Source organism: Rubrobacter marinus (genome assembly GCF_011492965.1).
GTDB lineage: Bacteria > Actinomycetota > Rubrobacteria > Rubrobacterales > Rubrobacteraceae > Rubrobacter_F > Rubrobacter_F marinus.
The window spans coordinates 2086074-2104859 of record NZ_CP045121.1; the positions used below are offsets into that span (position 1 = coordinate 2086074).

At 71.5% G+C, this 18786-nt stretch carries 18 protein-coding genes and 1 pseudogene; all 19 read left to right on the plus strand.

Translation table 11 applies throughout. The annotated features are described in order from the left end of the window. Nucleotides 1–84 precede the first annotated feature (84 nt). The 19 genes and pseudogenes from GBA65_RS10710 to GBA65_RS10810 all read left to right on the plus strand — a co-directional run bounded on the left by GBA65_RS10710 (nt 85) and on the right by GBA65_RS10810 (nt 18752). A complete protein-coding gene (locus GBA65_RS10710) occupies nt 85–639 on the plus strand; it encodes a hypothetical protein (RefSeq protein ID WP_166396548.1) in 555 nt (184 codons plus the stop codon). Then, nucleotides 636–1832: a zinc-dependent alcohol dehydrogenase gene (locus GBA65_RS10715; RefSeq protein WP_166396549.1), complete on the plus strand. Its 1197-nt coding sequence runs from the start codon at nt 636–638 to the stop codon at nt 1830–1832. The genes GBA65_RS10710 and GBA65_RS10715 overlap by 4 nt, the downstream gene beginning before the upstream one ends. Before the next feature lie 68 nt (nt 1833–1900). Continuing rightward, nucleotides 1901–2749 (plus strand): aldo/keto reductase, encoded by an 849-nt coding sequence (locus tag GBA65_RS10720; RefSeq protein WP_228281235.1) that lies wholly within the window; start codon nt 1901–1903, stop codon nt 2747–2749. Between the two features lie 164 nt (nt 2750–2913). Beyond that, nucleotides 2914–3483 (plus strand): type 1 glutamine amidotransferase domain-containing protein, encoded by a 570-nt coding sequence (locus GBA65_RS10725; protein WP_166396550.1) that lies wholly within the window; start codon nt 2914–2916, stop codon nt 3481–3483. Between the two features lie 353 nt (nt 3484–3836). Continuing rightward, a complete protein-coding gene (locus GBA65_RS10735) occupies nt 3837–4145 on the plus strand; it encodes a putative quinol monooxygenase (RefSeq protein ID WP_166396552.1) in 309 nt (102 codons plus the stop codon). A gap of 67 nt (nt 4146–4212) precedes the next feature. After that, the gene (locus tag GBA65_RS10740) at nt 4213–5382 is read left to right on the plus strand and encodes a hypothetical protein (protein WP_207955687.1); all 1170 of its coding nucleotides are present in this window, start codon (nt 4213–4215) and stop codon (nt 5380–5382) included. A gap of 172 nt (nt 5383–5554) precedes the next feature. Next, nucleotides 5555–6760, plus strand: coding sequence for a hypothetical protein (locus GBA65_RS10745; RefSeq protein ID WP_166396554.1), 1206 nt, complete (start codon nt 5555–5557; stop codon nt 6758–6760). 148 nt (nt 6761–6908) lie between these two features. Next, nucleotides 6909–7621: pseudogene (locus GBA65_RS24270) on the plus strand (Tn3 family transposase). A 223-nt stretch (nt 7622–7844) separates the two neighbouring features. Beyond that, nucleotides 7845–8540, plus strand: coding sequence for a glycosyltransferase (locus GBA65_RS10760; protein WP_166396557.1), 696 nt, complete (start codon nt 7845–7847; stop codon nt 8538–8540). Nucleotides 8541–9348: 808 nt separating this feature from the next. Beyond that, entirely contained in the window at nt 9349–11061 is a 1713-nt protein-coding gene (locus tag GBA65_RS10765) for a CTP synthase (RefSeq protein ID WP_166396558.1), read from the plus strand. A gap of 53 nt (nt 11062–11114) precedes the next feature. Then, nucleotides 11115–11621, plus strand: a complete 507-nt coding sequence (locus tag GBA65_RS10770; protein WP_166396559.1) for a hypothetical protein — start codon at nt 11115–11117, stop codon at nt 11619–11621. Between the two features lie 68 nt (nt 11622–11689). Continuing rightward, on the plus strand, nt 11690–12625 hold the full coding sequence (locus tag GBA65_RS10775) for a DUF3866 family protein (RefSeq protein WP_166396560.1): 936 nt from the start codon (nt 11690–11692) through the stop codon (nt 12623–12625). Further along, a complete protein-coding gene (gene ald, locus GBA65_RS10780) occupies nt 12622–13755 on the plus strand; it encodes an alanine dehydrogenase (protein ID WP_166396561.1) in 1134 nt (377 codons plus the stop codon). The genes GBA65_RS10775 and ald overlap by 4 nt, the downstream gene beginning before the upstream one ends. Beyond that, the gene (locus GBA65_RS10785) at nt 13752–14501 is read left to right on the plus strand and encodes a segregation and condensation protein A (RefSeq protein WP_166396562.1); all 750 of its coding nucleotides are present in this window, start codon (nt 13752–13754) and stop codon (nt 14499–14501) included. Before ald ends, GBA65_RS10785 begins: the two co-directional genes overlap by 4 nt. Beyond that, entirely contained in the window at nt 14498–15100 is a 603-nt protein-coding gene (gene scpB, locus GBA65_RS10790) for an SMC-Scp complex subunit ScpB (protein WP_166396563.1), read from the plus strand. The genes GBA65_RS10785 and scpB overlap by 4 nt, the downstream gene beginning before the upstream one ends. 6 nt (nt 15101–15106) lie before the next feature. Beyond that, on the plus strand, nt 15107–15817 hold the full coding sequence (locus tag GBA65_RS10795) for a pseudouridine synthase (RefSeq protein WP_166396564.1): 711 nt from the start codon (nt 15107–15109) through the stop codon (nt 15815–15817). Then, complete coding sequence (gene aroA / locus GBA65_RS10800; RefSeq protein WP_166396565.1) at nt 15814–17160, plus strand: 3-phosphoshikimate 1-carboxyvinyltransferase; 1347 nt, start codon at nt 15814–15816, stop codon at nt 17158–17160. Before GBA65_RS10795 ends, aroA begins: the two co-directional genes overlap by 4 nt. Nucleotides 17161–17433: 273 nt before the next feature. Continuing rightward, nucleotides 17434–17925 carry an RNA polymerase sigma factor gene (locus GBA65_RS10805; RefSeq protein ID WP_207955688.1) on the plus strand — a complete coding sequence of 164 codons (492 nt, stop codon included), beginning with the start codon at nt 17434–17436 and terminating at the stop codon, nt 17923–17925. Nucleotides 17926–18320: 395 nt separating this feature from the next. Next, the gene (locus GBA65_RS10810) at nt 18321–18752 is read left to right on the plus strand and encodes a hypothetical protein (protein WP_166396567.1); all 432 of its coding nucleotides are present in this window, start codon (nt 18321–18323) and stop codon (nt 18750–18752) included. Nucleotides 18753–18786: the final 34 nt, after the last annotated feature.

Below are 18786 nucleotides of genomic sequence, written 5' to 3' on the forward strand. Positions count from 1 at the left end.
GACCGGCCCGAGACCGTCGACCCGGTCTCGGGCCGGACTGCCCGAACACCACGCGCCCCACGAGAGGCGCGGAAGGGACGAAGGATGAAGGCAAAGAAGGTCGTAGCTATAGGCGGGCTTGCCGCCGCGGGCGGGGGGACTGCCCTGCTCATCGGGCGCCTCACCGGCAGCAGGTGGGCCGGACGGGTGGTCGGCGACGGGTACCGCCCGTCCGGCGCGGCGACGCGCGCGTTCTTCGCGGGCGGTGGGGCTCCCTCCGGCGGACGCGCGGATCGCTGGCACGCCGTCACGGTCAACGTCCCGCCCCAGGAGGTCTCCTCCGGCGACGGGCTTCCGGGCCCGCTCGCCGCGATGGCCGACAGGATCGAGGTGCGCATAAAGCCCGCACCCGGGGACCGCGGCACGGAGATCCACGCACGACTGCGCGGCTCCGTGCCTTCGGGCCCGAGCGCGATAAAGGCCCGGGCTTCCGGCGAGGACCCCCGCCAGGACCTGCGCGCGGCCCTCAGGGAGACAAGGTCGATACTCGAGATAGGCGAGGTTCTGAGCCCGGACAAGCCGCCCACGACGAAGGATACGCCGGGCGGCAAGCTCCTCGGTATGGTGACGAGCCGCGGCAGAGGGGAGGGGCTGATTTGAAAGCCCTAGTTTGGAACGGCGTCAATAAGCTCGGGGTCGAGCAGGTTCCCGACCCCCAGATCCTCAACTCCGGGGACATCATACTGAAGGTGCGCCTGAGCTCGGTCTGCGGCTCGGACCTGCACCTCCTGGGCGGCTACCTCCCGGCGATGCGCGCGGGCGACGTCCTGGGCCACGAGTTCATGGGCGAGGTCGTCGAGGTCGGACGGGGGGTGCAGAACCACTCCGTCGGCGACCGGGTCGTCGTCTGCTCGTTTATAGCCTGCGGGCGCTGCTGGTTCTGCCAGCACGAGATGTACTCGCTGTGCGAGAACTCCAACACCAACCCCGCCATAACCGAGACGCTGTACGGCAGCGCTCTGGGCGCCTGCTTCGCCTACTCGCACGCCCTCGGCGGCTTCGCCGGCAGCCACGCCGAGTACATCCGGGTGCCGTTTGCCGACCAGGGCGCCTTCACCATCCCCGACGGGGTCTCCGACGAGGCGGCGCTCTTCGCCTCCGACGCGGCGCCGACCGGCTGGACGGGCGCGGACGGGGCCGGCGTCCAGCCCGGCGACGTGGTCGCCGTGTGGGGCGCGGGCGCCGTCGGGCAGATGGCGGCCAGGGCGGCGATCCTCATGGGAGCCGAGCGCGTCGTCAACATCGACCGGTACCCGGAGCGGTTGAGGATGGCCGAGAAGAACATCGGCTCCGAGGCTATCAACTACACCGAGACCCACGTCGAGGAAGAGCTGCGGGAGATGACCGGCGGCAGGGGCCCCGACGTGTGCATCGAGGCCGTGGGCATGGAGTCGCACGCCGACAACCCGATGTTCCTCTACGACTGGGCCAAGCAGCAGACGTACATGCAGTCGGACCGGGCGTTCCCCCTGCGCGAGGCCGTTCACGCCTGCCGCAAGGGCGGCTCGCTCTTCGTCCTCGGCGTGTATCTGGGGACGGTGGACAAGTTCCCCATGGGCGCGGCGATGAACAAGGGGTTGCAGATCCGCGGGGCGCAGCAGCACGGGCAACGCTACATCCCGCAGATCCTCCAGCACATACAGAACGGCGAGCTGGAGACGAGCCACCTCATGACCCACCCGATGTCCCTCGACGAAGGACCCAAGGGCTACGACATGTTCAAGAACAAGATCGACGGCTGCGTCCGCTCGGTCTTCCAGCTCGACGGCCACTCGAACGGACACTCCCACTGACCACTGTCGGAACCACGAAGGCCGGAATTGTCGCGCCGGTGCGGGTCGAGAGGTAAAGGAGGTCCGAGGTGCCTATTGCAACGATACGCACGATACCGCTCCCGTCCGGCGAGGAGATCCCGGTCTTGGGGCAGGGGACGTGGGGTTACGCCGAGGACCCGGGGCGCCGGGAGAGCGAGATCTCGACCCTGCGCCACGGCCTCGACCTCGGCATGACGCTGGTCGACACCGCCGAGATGTACGCCAACGGCGCCGCCGAGGAACTCGTCGGGGAGGCGATCTCCGGCCGGCGCGATGAGGTCTTTCTCATCAGCAAGGTACTGCCGTCCAACGCCACGCGGGAGGGCACCATCGCCGCCTGCGAGCGCAGCCTGCGGCGGCTCGGCACGGACCGGATCGACCTCTACCTCCTGCACTGGCGCGGCCCCGTACCGCTGGAGGAGACGATCGACGCCTTCACGGCGCTGGTCAACGCCGGGTACGTCCGCCACTGGGGCGTCAGCAACTTCGACGTCGCGGACCTGGCGGAACTCGCGAGCCTCCCAGGCGGCGCGGCCGTCGAGACCGACCAGGTACTCTACAACCTGACGCGCCGCGGCATCGAGTGGGACCTGCTGCCCGCGTGCCAGGGGAGAGGCCTCCCGATCATGGCCTACTCGCCCTTCGAGCGGGGGCGCATGATCGGGCACCCGGGCCTCGGGACCATAGCCGAACGCCATGGCGTCTCCTCGGCCCAGGTGGCCCTCGCCTGGACGCTGCACCAGGACGGCGTCAACGCGATCCCGAGGGCCGGCACCGCCGAGCACGCCGAGGAGAACCGCGCGGCACTCGACCTGCAGCTCACGCCAGGGGACCTGGCCGAGCTCGACCGCATGTTCCCGCCCCCGACGGGACCGCGGCCCCTGGAGGTGCTCTGAACTTACGCGGGTCCAGGCATGCCGCCCTTCGGGGCAACGAACAGATAGATCCAGAGGAGGGACGCGACGGGGAAGCGAACCGGGTTCCTCTACGAGTACCTGCAATTCCCTCAGAGAACAACGGTAGACCGGGGCGCAAGTCCCACGACGAATAGGAGAAGTTTATGGCTAACGAACTACAGGGGCGCAAGGTCGCCATCCTCGCCGCCGACGGGGTCGAGCGCGTCGAGCTCGAGCAGCCGCGCCAGGCGTTGCGGGAGGCCGGCGCCGAGACCACGCTCCTCTCCATCCACCAGGGGGAGATACAGGCCCGCAACAACGACATCCAGGAGGCCGGGACCTTCGCGGTCGACGGCCTCGTCTCCGGGGCGTCGGTGGACGACTACGACGCCCTGCTCCTCCCGGGCGGCACGGTGAACCCCGACCAGCTGCGCGTCGACGGCGACGCGGTGGGCTTCGTGCGGGACTGGTTCGCGACCGGCAAGCCGGTCGCGACGATCTGCCACGGCCCGTGGACGCTCATCACCGCGGGCGTCGCCGAGGGCCGGCGGCTCACCTCCTACCCGAGCGTGCGCGTGGACCTGAGCAACGCCGGCGCCGAGGTGGTGGACCAGGAGGTCGTCGTGGACGACAACCTGACCTCCAGCCGCGACCCCAACGACCTGCCGGCGTTCTGCTCCAGGATCGTCGAGGAGTTCGCCAAGGGCAGGCAGACGGCGCAGGTCCGTTCCTGAGAGAAGGCTTACTTGCCAGGACCCGGCTACTTTCGGGTCCTGGTCGCCGCACGTCCGGCCAGGCGGACGCGGAAGAAGACTAGAGAGAGGGAAAGCGAAAAAGGTAGTGGCCCTAGGCGGGCTTGCCGCCGCAGGCGGGGGTGCGGCCCTGCTGATCGGACGGTTGTCGGGCAGCCGGTGGGCCGGCCGGGTGGTCGGCGTCAGCGGCGGTACCGGCGAACAGGACCAGACCGTCGCCGAGGCCGCCGCCGCTGCGTTCTGATCCGAAGCTCGCACTTTGAAACGCCGCATCAGGCGGAGCGGGGGTGGCTCGTTGCCGCTACCGACAAGAGACATATCGAAAGGAGATAGTCATGGCCGAAACGGTTACCGTAGGGCTGCTGATCCGGCTGGAGGCGGCGCCGGGGAGAGAGGGGGACGTCGAGAACCTCCTCATACAAGGGCTCTCCGCGGTCCAGGAGGAGCCGAAGACGACCGCGTGGTTCGGCATCCGCATGGGGCCCTCGACGTTCGGCATCTTCGACGTGTTCCCGGACGAGGACGGCCGCCAGGCGCACCTGTCGGGCCGCGTCGCCCAGGCGTTGGCGGACAATCCCGATTTTTTCGCGGAGCAGCCCAACATCGAGCAGATCGACGTCATCCGATCCAAGCTTCCGGGATAGATGTGGGAAGGAGACGTCCCTCTGCCGAGGACGCCCTCGAAGGGGGTGAGTCAGCTTGACATCTGAAATGAACGAACCGCGAACGGGACGCCAGCAGGGAGACGGGGCGGGCGCAGCCAGCGGCGTCGTGGTGCTCGGTCTGCTGGCGCCCCCCCAGGTGCCCCGGGAGGTCGTAGAGGATCTCGCGGCCGAGCTGCCCGGGGCGCTCTCCGAGCACGTCAGCGACCGCGTTTCCTGGAAGGTGCCCACCATGCGCGACCCGCGCGTCCCGGACGCCGAAGGCGGGGAACACGCCGGGGACGAGACTATCGAGGATGTCGGCGAATGGAGGCGCAAGGAGGGCTGGGACCTCGCGGTATGCGTGACCGACCTGCCGCTGCTGCACGACGACGGGCGGGCGGTGGTGGCCGAGGCGTCCCCGCAGCAGGACGTGGCGCTGGTCTCCCTGCCGGCCCTCGGGGTGGTTCGGAGGCGCCGGCACGCGCGGGACGCGATCGTCCGGTTCGTCGACGAGGTCCTCGGTGAGAGGCTCGGGGTCGGTCAGGAGCACGAGGAGGATCACGGCGAGGGCGGCCGCCGTTCCTCCAAGCCCACGACGGCCTCCGGGCTCGTCGTGCGGAGCGAGGAGGATGGCCACCTGCAGCTCGTCATGCCGGCGGGGCTCGGCCAACTGCGGCTGCTGACCGGGATGGTGCGCGCCACCCACCCCTTCCGGGTCGTCCTCGGCCTCTCCTACGCGCTCACCGCGGCCCTCGGGACGGCGGCCTTCACGATCACCACCAGCACCATATGGCAACTGAGCGGCGCGTTTAGTTGGGCGAGGCTCTCGGTGCTGGTGGTCGCCTCGGTGGTGACGATGATCGCCTACATCACCGTCCGCCACGGCATGTGGTACCGGTCGGGCGGCCGGACGAACCGGGAGCTCACGGCGCTCTTGAACGCGACGACCCTGATCACGCTAACCATAGGAGTGCTGTCTTTCTTCGCCGCTTTGTTCGCGCTGACGCTCGCCGTGGCGGGGTTCCTCATAGATGCCGGCGTGCTCGGGACGACCATCGGACGTCCGGCCGGCCTGGGCGAATTCGTGGCCCTGGCCCTGATGACGAGCTCGCTGGCCACGCTCGGAGGCACCCTCGGCTCGGGACTGCAGACCTCGGACGACGTGCACGAGGCCGCCTATACATACCACGGAGAGCGACGCAGCAATGAGGGTCAGAGCCAGGACGGTTCGGGCTGACGCGACAGCCGCCGCGGAGGAGGTGCTGGATGGTCTCGTGAACGTCCAGTACCGCCAGGACGGAGTGAACGTACCTGCATCGAGAACCAGTCGAGGTCGAGCGCGGCCAGGACCGGGAGACGGTGATGGCGAACGGCGAGCAGAGCGTCCCATACGGTGAGTAAGGAGGAGCGTGGCCTCTACGGACCCCAGGGAGGGCGAATCGCGGGCGGTACGCTCACGCCGGAACCAGCCCGCAAACGGTAGCACCGTCACGCTGGGGTTGGTACCCGCCCCCGAAATACCGGAGAAGATCGCCAGGGACCTCGCAGCCGAGCTCCCCGAGCTCCTCGGCGATCGGGTCGACGTCCGCGTGTCGTGGGACGTCGCGGTCTTCGTCGATCCGCTCACGGGCAGCGAGCGGGACGCCCCCGAGATCCTGGACGTCTGCCGCGACCGCAAGGAGCGGGAGGGCTGGGACATGGCCGTCTGCCTGACCGACCTGCCGGTGTACAGGAACGGGCACCTCGTCGTGGCGGACGCGAGCGCTTCGCGCGGGGTCGCCGGGCTCTCGCTGCCCGCCCTCGGGGCGCTCAGGCTCCGCTCCAGGGCCAGGGAAGCGACCCTCCAGCTCGTCGGAGAGCTGTACGCGAGGCTCCAGGGACTCAAAGATGACGCCCGTGTCCCGGAAGACGGCGCTGACGCTGGCGTGGTTGAAGGCCGAGGGGGCGGGTTCCTCGCCCCCTTCCGCCGGATCGCGCCCCCCGACGAGGACATGAAGAGCATGGGCGTCGACGTGCGTTTCGCCGCCCCGCGGGTGAACGGGCGTCCGCGGCTCCTGGCCGGCATGGTACTCGCCAACCGCCCCTGGAAGCTCTTCCCCAGCTTCGGGGGCGCGCTCGCCGCGGCGTTCGCCACGGGCGCCTACTCCCTGATCACCCCCACCATCTGGACCTTGAGCGACCTGTTCGGTTGGGCTCGCCTCCTGCTGCTCATGGTCGTGGCGCTAGTGGCGATGGTCGCCTGGGTCATCGTCGCCCATGGGCTCTGGGAACGCCCCGGGGACGGGGAGCCCCGGCACTGGGCGAGACTGTATAACGGCGTGACCGCCCTCACCGTTACGGCGGCGACGCTGCTCTCGTACGCCATGCTCTTCTTACTGGTGTTCGTCGCGGCCTGGGTCTTCGTGCCGAACGGCTACCTCCAGAGCACCCTCGGCCACCCGGCCGGCTTCGGGGAGTACCTGATCCTCTCCTGGTTCACAGCCTCGCTGTCCTTGGTCGCGGGCGCTCTGGGGTCCTCGCTGGAGGACGAGGACACCGTGCGCGAAGCGGCCTACGGTTATCGTCAGAGACGCCGCCACGAGGACGCCGACGAAGACGGGTCCGACGCGTCGTGACTCCGCCCCCTTAGCCCACCGCTACACGCCGCAAGACGGGCCCGAGAGGGCCCGTACCGAATGTCGAGGAAGGAACGGTCTACGACGGGCCGCCGGAGAGCGCGAAGGCCCTGAGCAGGGGGGCTCCGAGAGCCTCCCCAAGGCGGAGTTGACGGACCTCGTCGTCGGGGTAGACCGCTGGACGCATTTCCCGGCCCGCCTCACCTACGCCGCCGGATCCGAGCCCACGACCGCCGGCCTGAGGAGACACCTCCACGCCGCGATCCTCGCCCGGGTCACCAACGTGGGGCCAGTCAGGATGGCGGACCTGGCCGAACTCTCCTACGAGAAGATCGCCTGGGCCACCACCTGGTACGTGAGGGAGGACACCCTAACGGACGCCGTGGCCTCGGTCGTCGACTTCCACCACGTCCTCCCCTGGGCACCGTTTGGGGAGGCGGCACCTTCTCCTCCTCGGACGGCCAGCGCTTCCCCGTCGACGTCAAGGCGAAGAACGCGAGGGCATTACCCTGCTGCTTCGGCTACTGCAAGGGGGTGACGCTCTACTCGTGGACGAGCGACCAGTTCTCCCAGTACGGGACCAAGGTCATACCGTCGACGGTCCGCGACGCCACCTACGTGCTCGACGGCACCCCGGACAACGAGACGGAGCCCCCGCTCTTCGAGCACACCGTGGACACCAGCGGTTTCACGGGAACCGTTTTCGCCCTCTTCGCCGGGCTCGGGATGAGATTCTCCCCCCGCATAAAGGACGTCGCGGACCGGATCCTCTACGGCCTGGCCCTCGTCACGGGCGAGGCGCCCGGCGCTCCGAGAGGCGCCCTCGCGTGGTCGCTGCTCTCGAAGAGGACCGACGAGTAGCTTATCCTCCGCTACTGGGACGACGTCCGCAGGGTAATAGCCTCCCTCGAGCTCGGGTGGGTCACCGCTCCCTGTTCGTAAGCCGTCTCGAAGCGAAGCCGAGGAGGAGCGGCGTGGCCAACGCGATACAGGAATACCGACGCCCGCAGAAGTCCTTGTTGTAACCAGGTCTGCGAGGCATCCCCTGCCTGTCGGTGTAGAGGCGCTGCCCTAAACTGACCCCGTGCGCGACGGTTTTACGGCGGTGGTGGCGGCGCGGGACGAGGAGGGTCTCCTCCCCGCGACCCTCGACGCCCTGTTCGGGATCCCGAACTTGTCCCGCCTCGTGGTAGCCGACGACGGCAGCCGGGACGCCACCGCCGCGCTGGCCCGCGCCGCCGGCGCGGAGGTCGTCTCCCTGCCCTCGCCGCGGGGCAAGGGGGCCGCCTTACGCGCGGGCATCCTCCTCGCCCGCAGCGCGGGCCCCTCCTTCTCCGCTCAACCGCTGCTCCTCGCCGACGCGGATCTCGGGCCCTCGGCCTCGCGCCTCGCCGCCCTCCTCGATGCCCTCGACGAGGACCACCCGGCCTCCGTCGCGGCGTTCCCGAAGGGCGTCGCCGCTCGCGGCGGGTTCGGCCTCGTGAAGGGCCTCGCCCGCCGCGCCATCTCCCGGCGCGCGGGCGTCGCGCCCCTGGAGCCCCTCTCCGGACAGAGGGCCCTGCTCCCGGCGGCCCTCGACGCGCTGCCGGGCCTCGCCCCCGGCTTCGGCGCCGAGGTGGGGATGACCCTCGACCTCCTCTCCTCGGGCATAACGCCGCTCGAGGTCCCGCTCCCCCTCGCGCACCGGACGGCCGGAAAGACCTTCGAGGGCTTCGCCCACCGCGCCCGCCAGGGCCTCGACGTCCTCAGAGCCCTCCGGGGCGAGCGCGTCCCCTGGTAAGCGCGTGCCCGTCCCCGCCCAGGTCGCCCTACTGATCGGCCTCGGGGCCCTGGGAACCCTCCTCGCCCTCGCCCTCCTGGCCCCCAACTCCCCGGCGCCGCAACCTCGAGCGCAACAACATCCCGACCGCCGCGGGCCTCGCGCTTTTACCCATAATACTCCTGACGCTGGTGCTCGCGGCATCGGGCGTGGTCCGGATCGGGTCGGGTGGGCTCGCGTATCTCGTCTACGCCTTCGCGGCGGGCATGATCGGGTTTGTGGACGATGTGTGGGGCGGGGGGAGGCGCGTGGGTTTCGGGGCACCTCGGGGCGCTCCTGGGGGCAGGGTGACGACGGGGTTCTCGAAGCTCGTGTTGTTCGGGGCGGGGCGCTCGCGGTCGCGCTGGTCGTCGCGGACGGGGTCTTCGGTGTGCTGGGCGCGGCGGTGCTGGTGGCGGGAGCACCAACCTGGCGAACCTGTTCGACGTGCGGCCGGGCGGGCAATCAAGTTCGTGGCGCTCCTCGTGTTGCTCGCGCTGCCGTTCGCCGGGTCGTGGGGGCGGTGCTCGCGGCCCTGCCCGTGGCAGGCGGCGCGGCCGGGTTGTTTCCTTTCGACGTTCGGGGCGTATCATGCTCGGAGATGCGGGGGCCGCCGTGCTCGGGCAACCCTGGGTTATGTCGCGATCTCCGGCGGGCCCGGGCCTTCGTGGTGGTTCTTCCTCGCGGTAGTACTCGGGCTGACCGCTCTGGCCGAGGTTTCGAGTATCTCGAGGGTAATAGAGAGGGTAGGTTTTTTGCGCAGGTTCGATTCTTGGGGGCGTGATCGGTTATGACGGAGCCGTTTTCTACGGATACCAAGTACATCTTCGTGACGGGCGGCGTGGTCTCGTCTATCGGCAAGGGGACGAGTGCCGCGGCCTTGGGGATGCTCCTCAAGGCGCGGGGGTACAGGGTCGTGTTGCAGAAGTTCGACCCTTACATCAACGTGGACCCCGGCACGATGAACCCTTACCAGCACGGTGAGGTATTCGTCACGGAGGACGGGGCCGAGACCGACCTCGACCTCGGCCACTACGAGCGCTTTCTCGACGAGAACCTCGGCAAGCTCTCCAACGTCACCACGGGGAGCGTGTACTGGGAGGTCATCCAGAGGGAGAGGCGCGGGGACTACCTCGGGGCCACCGTTCAGGTCATCCCGCACATAACCAACGAGATCAAGAACAGGATAGGGCGCTTGGGCGCCGAGAACGACGTCGTCATCACCGAGATCGGGGGGACGGTCGGGGACATAGAGAGCCTGCCGTTCCTCGAGGCCATAAGGCAGTTCCGAAACGACGTCGGGCGGAAGAACGTCCTGTACATGCACGTCTCGTACGTGCCGTACATCGAGGCCGCGGGCGAGCTCAAGAGCAAGCCGACCCAGCACTCCGTGCAGACCCTGCGGGAGATCGGCATAAGCCCGGACATCATCGTGTGCCGGGCGGACCGGCCCGTCAGCGAGGACATCAGAAAGAAGATCTCGCTCTTCTCCGACACGGAGCTCGAGGCCGTCATCCCGGCCGAGAACGCCCCGACGCTCTACTCCATCCCCCTGACGCTGCACGAGGCGGGGCTCGACGACCTCGTCCTCGAGAAGCTCGGGCTCGAGGCTGCGCCGCCCGACCTCGCCGAGTGGCGCGGCCTCGTGGAGCGCATGATCTCCGCCGAGGACGTGGCGCGCGTCGCGATCGTCGGCAAGTACGTCAAGCTTCAGGACGCGTACCTCTCGGTGGTCGAGGCCCTCGGGCACGCCGGGGGCGCGCACGACGCACGGGTCGAGATCGACTGGGTGGACGCCGAGGACCTCACCGACCCCGCCGCGACGAAGCGGAGGCTCGCGGGCGCCGACGGCGTCCTCGTCCTGCCGGGCTTCGGCGACCGCGGGACGGAGGGCAAGATCCAGGCGGCGCGATACGCCAGGGAGTCCGGCACGCCGTACCTCGGCCTTTGTCTAGGCATGCAGATCGCGGTCGTGGAGTTCGCCCGCAACGTCGCGGGCCTGGAGAGGGCGAGCTCCTCGGAGTTCGACCCTGAGAGCCCGCACAAGGTCATCGACATCATGCCGGATCAGGTCGGCGTCCAGATGGGCGGCACGATGCGCCTCGGGCGCTACCCCTGCAAGATCGTGCCCGACACCCTGGCCGCCCGGGTGTACGGGGAGGACCTCGGCGTCCGGGGCGGCGAGGTCGTCTCCGAGCGCCACCGCCACCGCTACGAGGTGAACAACGGCTACCGCGACGCCCTCGCCGGGGCCGGGATGGTCTTTAGCGGCACCTCCCCTGACGACCGGCTGGTCGAGATCGCCGAGGTCAGGGACCACCCGTTCTACATCGGCAGCCAGTTCCACCCGGAGTTCAAGAGCCGCCCCCTGCGCCCGCACCCCCTCTTCTACGGCTTCGTCGAGGCGTGCCGCGACCTTCACCGCGGCGCGGCGGCGGAAGAAGAGGCGAACGGCTCGGCCCCCCAGGAGACGGCCCCGACCGGGGAGAGGACGGCCCGCTGAGGGCCGCCTACCGCGAGCACGCCAGCCGGGCGTTGCCGCCCCGCCCGGCTGGCGTGGCGCTTCTCCCCGGCGAGCGCGCCGGCAAGATCTGCACCGCCTCCGCCGGCTCGGTCTCCGTCGAGGCCTTGCTCTGCGCGCGCCCCGGTGAAGCCCTGCCGTCCCCCAGCCTCCCCGACTGCGGCCCGCGCGCCCGCCGCTACGGGCTCCGGGAAGACGGCGGGGGCGGAACGTACGAGCTGGCCTGCGAGGTCAGGGCCCTGCGCGGCGCCGAACTCGCGGAGGCCGTGGACGAGCTCCTTCGCGCCGTCTCGGCCCACGCGGCCCTCGTCGGGGCCGTGCTCGAGACGCGGGTCGTGCGCCTGGGCGAGCCGCTAGTGCCGGACCCCCTCGTCCTGGGCAGGCTCGCCCGGTACCTCCGGTCCTCGGGGCTCGGCGTGAGCTTCGGCCCCTCGTGGACCCCGGCGCCGCAAGCCGAGGCCTGGGTCGGCGCGGGCGGCCGACGGCGCGAGATCGAGCATCTCCTGCGGGAACACCCCTCTTGGCAGCCCGTCCTCCCGTAGCCCTGCGCCGGGCGCGCGTGCTCGAGGCCGGGGAACGCTTCCTCCGGATCGAACCTCTGGAGGGACCAATGCGCGGCCAGGACCTCCCCGCGCTCGCCCCCTTCGAGCCCCTACCAGAGGTCGGGGACGAGGTCGCCGTCAACCTCCTCGGCCCGGAGATGGGGCTCGGCACCGGCGGCTTCGCCTTCGTCCTCCCCACGACGGACGGGGACGGCGCGGCCGTCCCCGAGAACCGGGATCACTTCGTGAAGCTGCCCTACACGCCGCTGCAACACCCGGCCCCTCCACCCGCCGAGAGGGGCGATCTCGTCGGGGTGCCGGTCGTCGTGCTCCCGCTGCACTCGCACCTCGCGCCCGCCTGCGCGGCGGCGGCCGACCTCCGCCCCGGCGTCAGGGTCGCCTTCGTGTGGCAGGAGGGCGGCGCGCTGCCCGTCGCGTTCTCCGGCGTCGTGAGGGCGCTCGAAGAAGGGGGGCTTCTGCACGCGGTCGTCTCCTCGGGGGCCTGCTTCGGGGGCGACGTCGAGGCGCCGAACGTCTACTCGGGGCTCCTGTCGGCGGCCGGGCCGTCGGTCGGGGCGGACCTCGTGATCTCGGGCATCGGGCCCGGAGTGGTGGGGACGGCCACGGCCCACGGCCACGGCGGCATGTCCGCGGCGGTCGCGCTCAACGCCGCCTCCTCGCTCGGGGCCTCGCCCGTCCTCGCCCCCCGTCTCTCCGCGGCGGACGGGAGGCCGCGCCACGGGGGCGTCTCGCACCACACGGTCTCCGCCCTCCGGGCCGCGCTCGCCGGATGCCGCGTGGCCGTGCCAGAGGCGGCGGGCGAGCTTCCCGGCGGGCTCCCCTCGCGCCACTCCTACGAGCGCGTCCGCTGGTCTGCCGCTGGATTAGAGGGGCGTCACGGGGTAACCTTCTCCAGCATGGGACGCGGTTACAAGGACGATCCGGTCTTCTTCGACGCGGCGGCGGCGGCGGTCGCCCTCGCCCTCGGGGGGGGCGCGCCGTGAGGATAGGGGTGGTTCGCGAGCTGACGCCCGGCGAGGGCCGGGTGGCGCTGACGCCGCACGCCGTCCACGAGCTCGTCAGGGCGGGGCACCGGGTGCACGTCGAGGCCGGGGCGGGGGAGGGGGCCGCGGTCTCCGACGAGGAGTACCGCCGGGCCGGGGCCAGGGTCGTCGCCGGCGCCGAAGGGGTGTGGCGCGACTCCGAGTTGATCGCCAAGGTCTTCGGGCCCCTGCCCGAGGAGTACCGGTACTTGAGGGAGGACCTGATCCTCTTCGCCTTCCTCTCCCTGGCGGTCGATGCCGGGCTTCTGGAGGCCCTCCTGGCCTCGCGGTGCGCCGCGTTCTCCATGGAGGCCATCGGCGACGGGAGGGGCGGGCTGCCCGTGCTCGCGCCGATGAGCGAGATCGCCGGCCGCCTCGTGCCGCAGATCGGGGCGCACTACCTCCAGCGTCCCTCCGGCGGCAGGGGCATCCTGCTCGGGGGCGCGGCGGGCGTCCGCCCGGGCCGCGTGGTCGTGCTGGGGGCCGGGATCGTGGGCTCCGGCGCGGCCTGCGTCGCCAGCGGCCTCGGGGCCGAGGTGGTCGTGGTAGATCGCGACCTCGACCGGCTGAGGCGCCTCGAGGCGATGCGCCTCGGCGGCGTGAAGACGCTCGCCGCGAGCAGCATGGGCATGCGGGAGGTCGTCCCGGACGCCGACCTCCTCATAGGGGCGGTGCTCGTCGTGGATTCCAGGACCCCGCACCTCATCGACCGCGAGACCGTCCGCGCGATGAGGGACGGCGGCGTGATCGTCGACGTCGACGTCGACCAGGGGGGCTGCGTCGAGACCTCGCGCCCGACCACCCTGGAAGCCCCGACCTTCGTCGACGAGGGCGTGACCCATTACTGCGTGAAGAACGTGCCCGCCGCCGTCCCCGTCACCGCCGCCCACGCCCTCTCCAACGCCCTCGTCCCCTACGTGGCCAAGGTCGCCGGACGCGGCCTCGTCGACGCCCTGAACGCGGACGCGGGCCTCGCCCGCGGCGCCTCGGTCGTCGAGGGGCGCCTCGTCAGCCCGTCCCTCGCCCGCGAGCACGCGGCGGAGCACCACCCCCTGACCTCCATCCTCCCCCTGCACGCGGAGGCCCGGTGAGCGATGGATCCCGCGGGGCCGAAGCCGGTGCCAAGCCCCTGAGCGCCTTCACCGTCGAGCTCGACGTCTACTCGGGCCCCTACGAGGGCCTGCTCGCCCTGATCCTGCGCGACGAGCTGGAGATCTTCGAGGTCCCCCTGGCCGAGCTCGTGAACCTCTACCGCAGCTCGGGCGGGTCGGACGAGGGCTCCCCCGGCGCCCTGGAGCGCGACACGGACTTCGTGGACTCCGCGACCTCTCTCGTCCTCTTGAAGGGGCGCTCGCTCGTCCCCGCAGGCTCCGAGACGGGCGACGAGGACGGCGACGAGGCCATCGGCCCGGAGGAGCTGGAGGCGCGCCTCGTCGCCTACCTGAAGGTGCGCCGCGCCGCGGAAGCCATCGGCGAGCGCCTCGCGCGCAACGCCGGCTACTACCCGTCCGGGCACGCGCCGCCGCCGAAGCCCGGGAAGCTGCGCATCAGGCCCGAGAAGATCTCCGCCGCCGCCCGCCGGACGTTCTCCCGGACGGTCGAGCCGGAGACGCGCCACCTCGGCCCGATCACGGTGACCGTCGGCGAGCTCGTCGCCCTGCTGCGCCGCTCCCTCGCCGGGGGCGAACCGGTCTCGTTCGAGGCCCTGACGCGCGAGATGGACCGCCTCCGCTCGGCCGTGACCTTCGCCGCCGCCCTCAGCCTGGCCTCCGAGGGGAGCATCGTCCTCGTCCAGCCCGAGCCCTTCGGCCCCCTGACCCTGAGGCCCGTCCCTTGACCGGGAACGCCCGCTACGAAGCGCCGCCGGAGCACCTGATCGAGGCCGTCCTCCTGTCGAGCCCGAGCCCCATCGCCCTGCCCGACCTCCTCTCCGCGACGGGCCTCGCGCAAGGGGAGGCCCTCGCGGCCCTAGAACACCTCCGGGCACGCTTCTCCCCGGCGTCTTCGGGGATCGTGCTTCGAGAGGTCGCGGGGGGCTACGCCCTGGCGACGAACCCCACTTGCGCGGCGGCGGTCGAGCGCTTCCGCGCGGAGGCCCGCCCCGCCCCGCTCTCCGGCGCCGCCCACGAGGTCCTCGCCTCTGTCCTCTACCTCGGTCCGATGACGCGCGCCGCCGTCTCCGCCGCGCGCGGCGTGAACTCGGACGCCGTCGTCCGCAACCTCCTCGAGCGCAACCTCCTCGAGGAGCGGGGCCGGGACGAGGGCCTCCCCGGCTCCCCGGCCCTCCTCGGCGTCACGGACGACTTTCTCGCCGCCGCCGGCGCCCGGGACCCCGAGGACTTCCCGCCCCTCGACGCCCTCGTGGACGAGGCCGAGCTCGCCCGCGTCCGCGAGCGCATCTCCGGCGCGAGGCCGGACGCCGCCGGGGAGGCCTAGAGCCCCTTGCGACTCCAGGCGTTTCTCGCCCGGAGCGGCGCCGCCCCGTCGCGCCGCAAGGCCGAGGCCTTTATTACGGATGGCCGGGTCAGGGTGAACGGCAGGACGGCCACCCTCGGCGAGGGGGTCGAGCCCGGGACCGACCGCGTCCTCCTCGACGGCAGGCCGGTCGAGCTCCCGAGCGCCCACGCCTACCTGGCGCTAAACAAGCCCGCCGGCTACCTCACCACCCTGCACGACGACCGCGGCCGCCCGACCGTCGCCTCCCTCATGCCCGAGGGCGTCCCCGGCCTCGTCCCCGTCGGCCGCCTCGACGCCGACACCACAGGCCTGCTCCTCCTGACGAACGACGGCAACCTCGCCAACCGCGTCGCCCACCCGTCCTCCGAGATAGAGAAGGAATACGAGCTGACCATAAAGAACCCCGTCGCCCAAGGGTCCCTCGAGGCCCTCGCCGAGGGCCCCACCCTCGAAGACGGCAAGATGCTGCCGCCCAGGATCTCCGACCCCCGCCGCACCTGCGAGCACACGACCCTCAACGTGACGATCCACGAGGGCCGTAACCGCATAATACGCCGAGCCTGCGACGCGGTCGGGCTGCGGCTCCTCCGGCTGAGGCGGGTGAGGGTCGGTCCCGTGCGCCTCGGCGGGCTCCGCGAGGGGCGCCACCGCCCGGTGACCCGCGAGGAGCTAAAGGGATTGCGGGGCGGCGCATGAGCGGGGAGCGGACGAGGCCCGTCGCCGGCGTGCCCGGCGTCGACTTCACCGTCGACGACGTGCGGGGGCGGTTCCCGGTGGAGCTGGAGATCAAGCCTCTGTCGCGCCCCGTGGACGCCACCGTGAGGGTGCCCGGCTCCAAGAGCGTCACAAACCGCGCGCTCGTCGTGGCGGCGCTCGCGGACGGGCGCTCCAGGATCCTGAACCCCCTCTTCAGCGACGACTCCTACTGGCTTATGGACGCCCTCGTCCGCCTCGGCTTCGGGGTCCGCGCCGACCGCGAGGGGGGGGAGGTCGAGATCCTTGGCCTCGGGGGCCGCGTCCCGAACGAGGACGTCGAGGTCTTCGTGGGCAACGCGGGCACGGTGGCGCGCTTCCTCCCGCCGGCCCTCGCCCTGGGCCCGGGCCCGTACCGCCTCGACGGTGTCCCCCGCATGCGCGAGCGCCCGGTCGGCGACCTCGTGGACGCCATGCGCGAGCTCGGCGCCGCCGTCCGCTACGCCGACGGGGAGGGCCGCTTCCCCCTCGTCGTCGAAGGCGGTGGCCTCCGGGGCGGCACGGCGAGCGTCGAGGGGAGCAAGAGCAGCCAGTTTCTGAGCGGCCTCCTCATGGCGGCCCCCTACGCCCGGGAGGGCATGACGCTCGAGGTCGAGGGGGAGCTCGTCTCGAAGCCCTACGTCGGCATCACGACCGGGGTGATGCGCTCCTTCGGCGTCGGCGTCGAGGAGGAGGGAGGCCGCTTCACGGTCCGGCCCGCGGCCTACGGCGCCCGCGACTATCCCGTCGAGCCCGACGCCTCGGGGGCCTCGTACTTTATGGCCGCCGCCGCGGTGACCGGCGGGAGGGTGGAGATCCCCGGCCTCGGCTCGTCCTCGCCCCAGGGCGACCTGCGCTTCGCCGAGGTGCTAGAGCGGATGGGCTGCGAGGTCCGGATCGAAAGGGACCGCGTCGCGGTCCAGGGCCCCCGGCGCCTCCGGGGCGTCGACGTCGACATGAACGCCTTCTCGGACACCATGATCACGCTCGCCGCCATCGCCCCCTTCGCCGACGGCCCGACCACCATCCGAGACGTCGAGCACACCCGCCACCAGGAGACCGACCGCATCTCCGCCGTCGCCACCGAGCTCGCCCGCCTCGGCGCGGACGTACGGGAACACCGCAACGGTATCCGCATAATACCCCGAGAAACCCGGCCCACCTCGATCCGGACGTATGACGACCACCGGATGGCGATGGGCTTCGCCGTGACCGGGCTTGTGGCGGCCGGGATCAGCATCCAGAACCCCGCGTGCGTCACGAAGACCTTCCCGGACTTCTTCCGCAAGCTCGACGCGCTCCGGTAGCCGAGACGCCGGGCCTCACCTACGGGCGGATGCCGGCGGCGAAGGCCGCGTCGCCGGAGTGCGCGAGGGCCCGGATCGGCGTCTCACCCCTCCCATCGCCGGGGACGCGTGGTCGTCCGGATCTCGTGCTGACCGGCTTCCTCGGGAACCTGCGCGCCGTTCGGGTTGTACTTTGTAGCAGGGTCGGGAAGGGAGAGGGCTGGGGGCCGTTTCGGAGGATTGGAAGCTCGTGGAGCGTGCGAGGGGGGCGATGCGGCGGCGTACGAGGTCCTCGTGCGGGCGTACGGGGGCGTGGCGTTTCGGGCGGCGTACCTGATCCTCGGGGATTCGGCGGAGGCCGAGGACGCCTCGCAGGAGGCGTTCGTGAAGGCTTATCGCGCGCTGGCGCGGTTCGAGCCGGGGGCTTCGTTCGGGCCCTGGATCCTCGCCATAACCTCCAACGAGGCGCGCAACCGGCGCAAGGCCGCGGGGCGTAGGGTGGGCCTCTCCCTCCGCGCGGCCGAGGAGGGCGTCGGGCGTGGAGACGGGTCCCTCTCGCCGGAGGCGGCCCTCGTCGCGCAGGAGAGGCGGGCGGAGCTGCTCGAAGCCCTCGAAGGCTTGCGCGAGGAGGACCGGGCCGTGATCGGCTACCGCTACTTTCTCGACCTCTCCGAGGCGGAGACCGCGGAGGTGCTCGGCTGCGCGCGCGGGACGGTCAAGTCCCGGCTCTCGCGGGCGCTCGGGCGGCTGCGCGAGGCCCTCAGGAAGGAGCAAGATGCCGGATAGGGAGCAGGATCTGGAGAGGGAGCTTCGGGAGCTCGGCTCCCACATCGAGTACCCCGAGCCCCCCGACCTCGCCCGAAGCGTCCGGCGCAGGCTCGACGCGGAGGCCGCGCGGCGCCGCGGCTGGCCGCGAAAACTCGCCACGCCCCGGTGGGCCGCTGCCGCCGCGACGCTCCTGATCTCCCTGTCCCTACTCTCGCCCGCGGTGCGCTCCACCGTCTCGGACACCCTGTCGTCCGGGGCATCGGGGGTGGCGGGGCCGCCGGGGGGCCGGCGCATCCTCCGCGGAGTACGCCCGGGAGGCAGCCCCCCAACCTGCCGAAGGGGATGCACCGGCCTCCGCCGGCAGACCCGAGGCGCCGCCCGGGAAGACCCTCGGTCTCGGCGAGAGGCTCACCATGACGGAGGCCCGTGACGAGGTCGGGAGGCTACTCCTACCCGAGAGCCCGGAGCTTACGGGCGAGCCCCGGGCGCTCTACGACGCCGGCTCGCCCCGGCGAGCCGGCGTCGTCCTCGTCTTCGGACCGGGCCCCGACCTGCGGCCGCTCGGCGACACGGACGCAGGGCTCCTCCTCGTCGAGGTACCCGGGAGCCTCGCCTCCGCCTACCCGGGGGTGGCCACGGCCTCCCGACCATCGTCCGAGGAGGTCGACGTCGGCGGTCGCCGGGGCTACTGGTTCCCCGACGGACGGAAACTGCGCCCGCAGCCCGGAGAAGCCGAACGCCTACCCGGCGGCGCCCTGTTGTGGGAGCAGGGAGAAGCAACGCTCCTCCTGCGGGCAGGTATCCCGCGGGAGGAGGCCGTTCGGATCGCCGAGACGGTCCGGTAGGAGTGCGCCGGGAACCGATCCCGCTCGTCCCTTG

Excerpts from the sequence above, each read along its gene's own strand:
- GBA65_RS10725 (WP_166396550.1), top strand. The coding sequence starts at position 2,914 with ATGGCTAACGAACTACAGGGGCGCAAGGTCGCCATCCTCGCCGCCGAC.
- GBA65_RS10710 (WP_166396548.1), top strand. The coding sequence starts at position 85 with ATGAAGGCAAAGAAGGTCGTAGCTATAGGCGGGCTTGCCGCCGCGGGC.
- GBA65_RS10775 (WP_166396560.1), top strand. The coding sequence starts at position 11,690 with ATGCGCGGCCAGGACCTCCCCGCGCTCGCCCCCTTCGAGCCCCTACCA.
- GBA65_RS10735 (WP_166396552.1), top strand. The coding sequence starts at position 3,837 with ATGGCCGAAACGGTTACCGTAGGGCTGCTGATCCGGCTGGAGGCGGCG.
- GBA65_RS10740 (WP_207955687.1), top strand. The coding sequence starts at position 4,213 with ATGAACGAACCGCGAACGGGACGCCAGCAGGGAGACGGGGCGGGCGCA.
- GBA65_RS10810 (WP_166396567.1), top strand. The coding sequence starts at position 18,321 with ATGACGGAGGCCCGTGACGAGGTCGGGAGGCTACTCCTACCCGAGAGC.
- GBA65_RS10765 (WP_166396558.1), top strand. The coding sequence starts at position 9,349 with ATGACGGAGCCGTTTTCTACGGATACCAAGTACATCTTCGTGACGGGC.
- aroA (WP_166396565.1), top strand. The coding sequence starts at position 15,814 with ATGAGCGGGGAGCGGACGAGGCCCGTCGCCGGCGTGCCCGGCGTCGAC.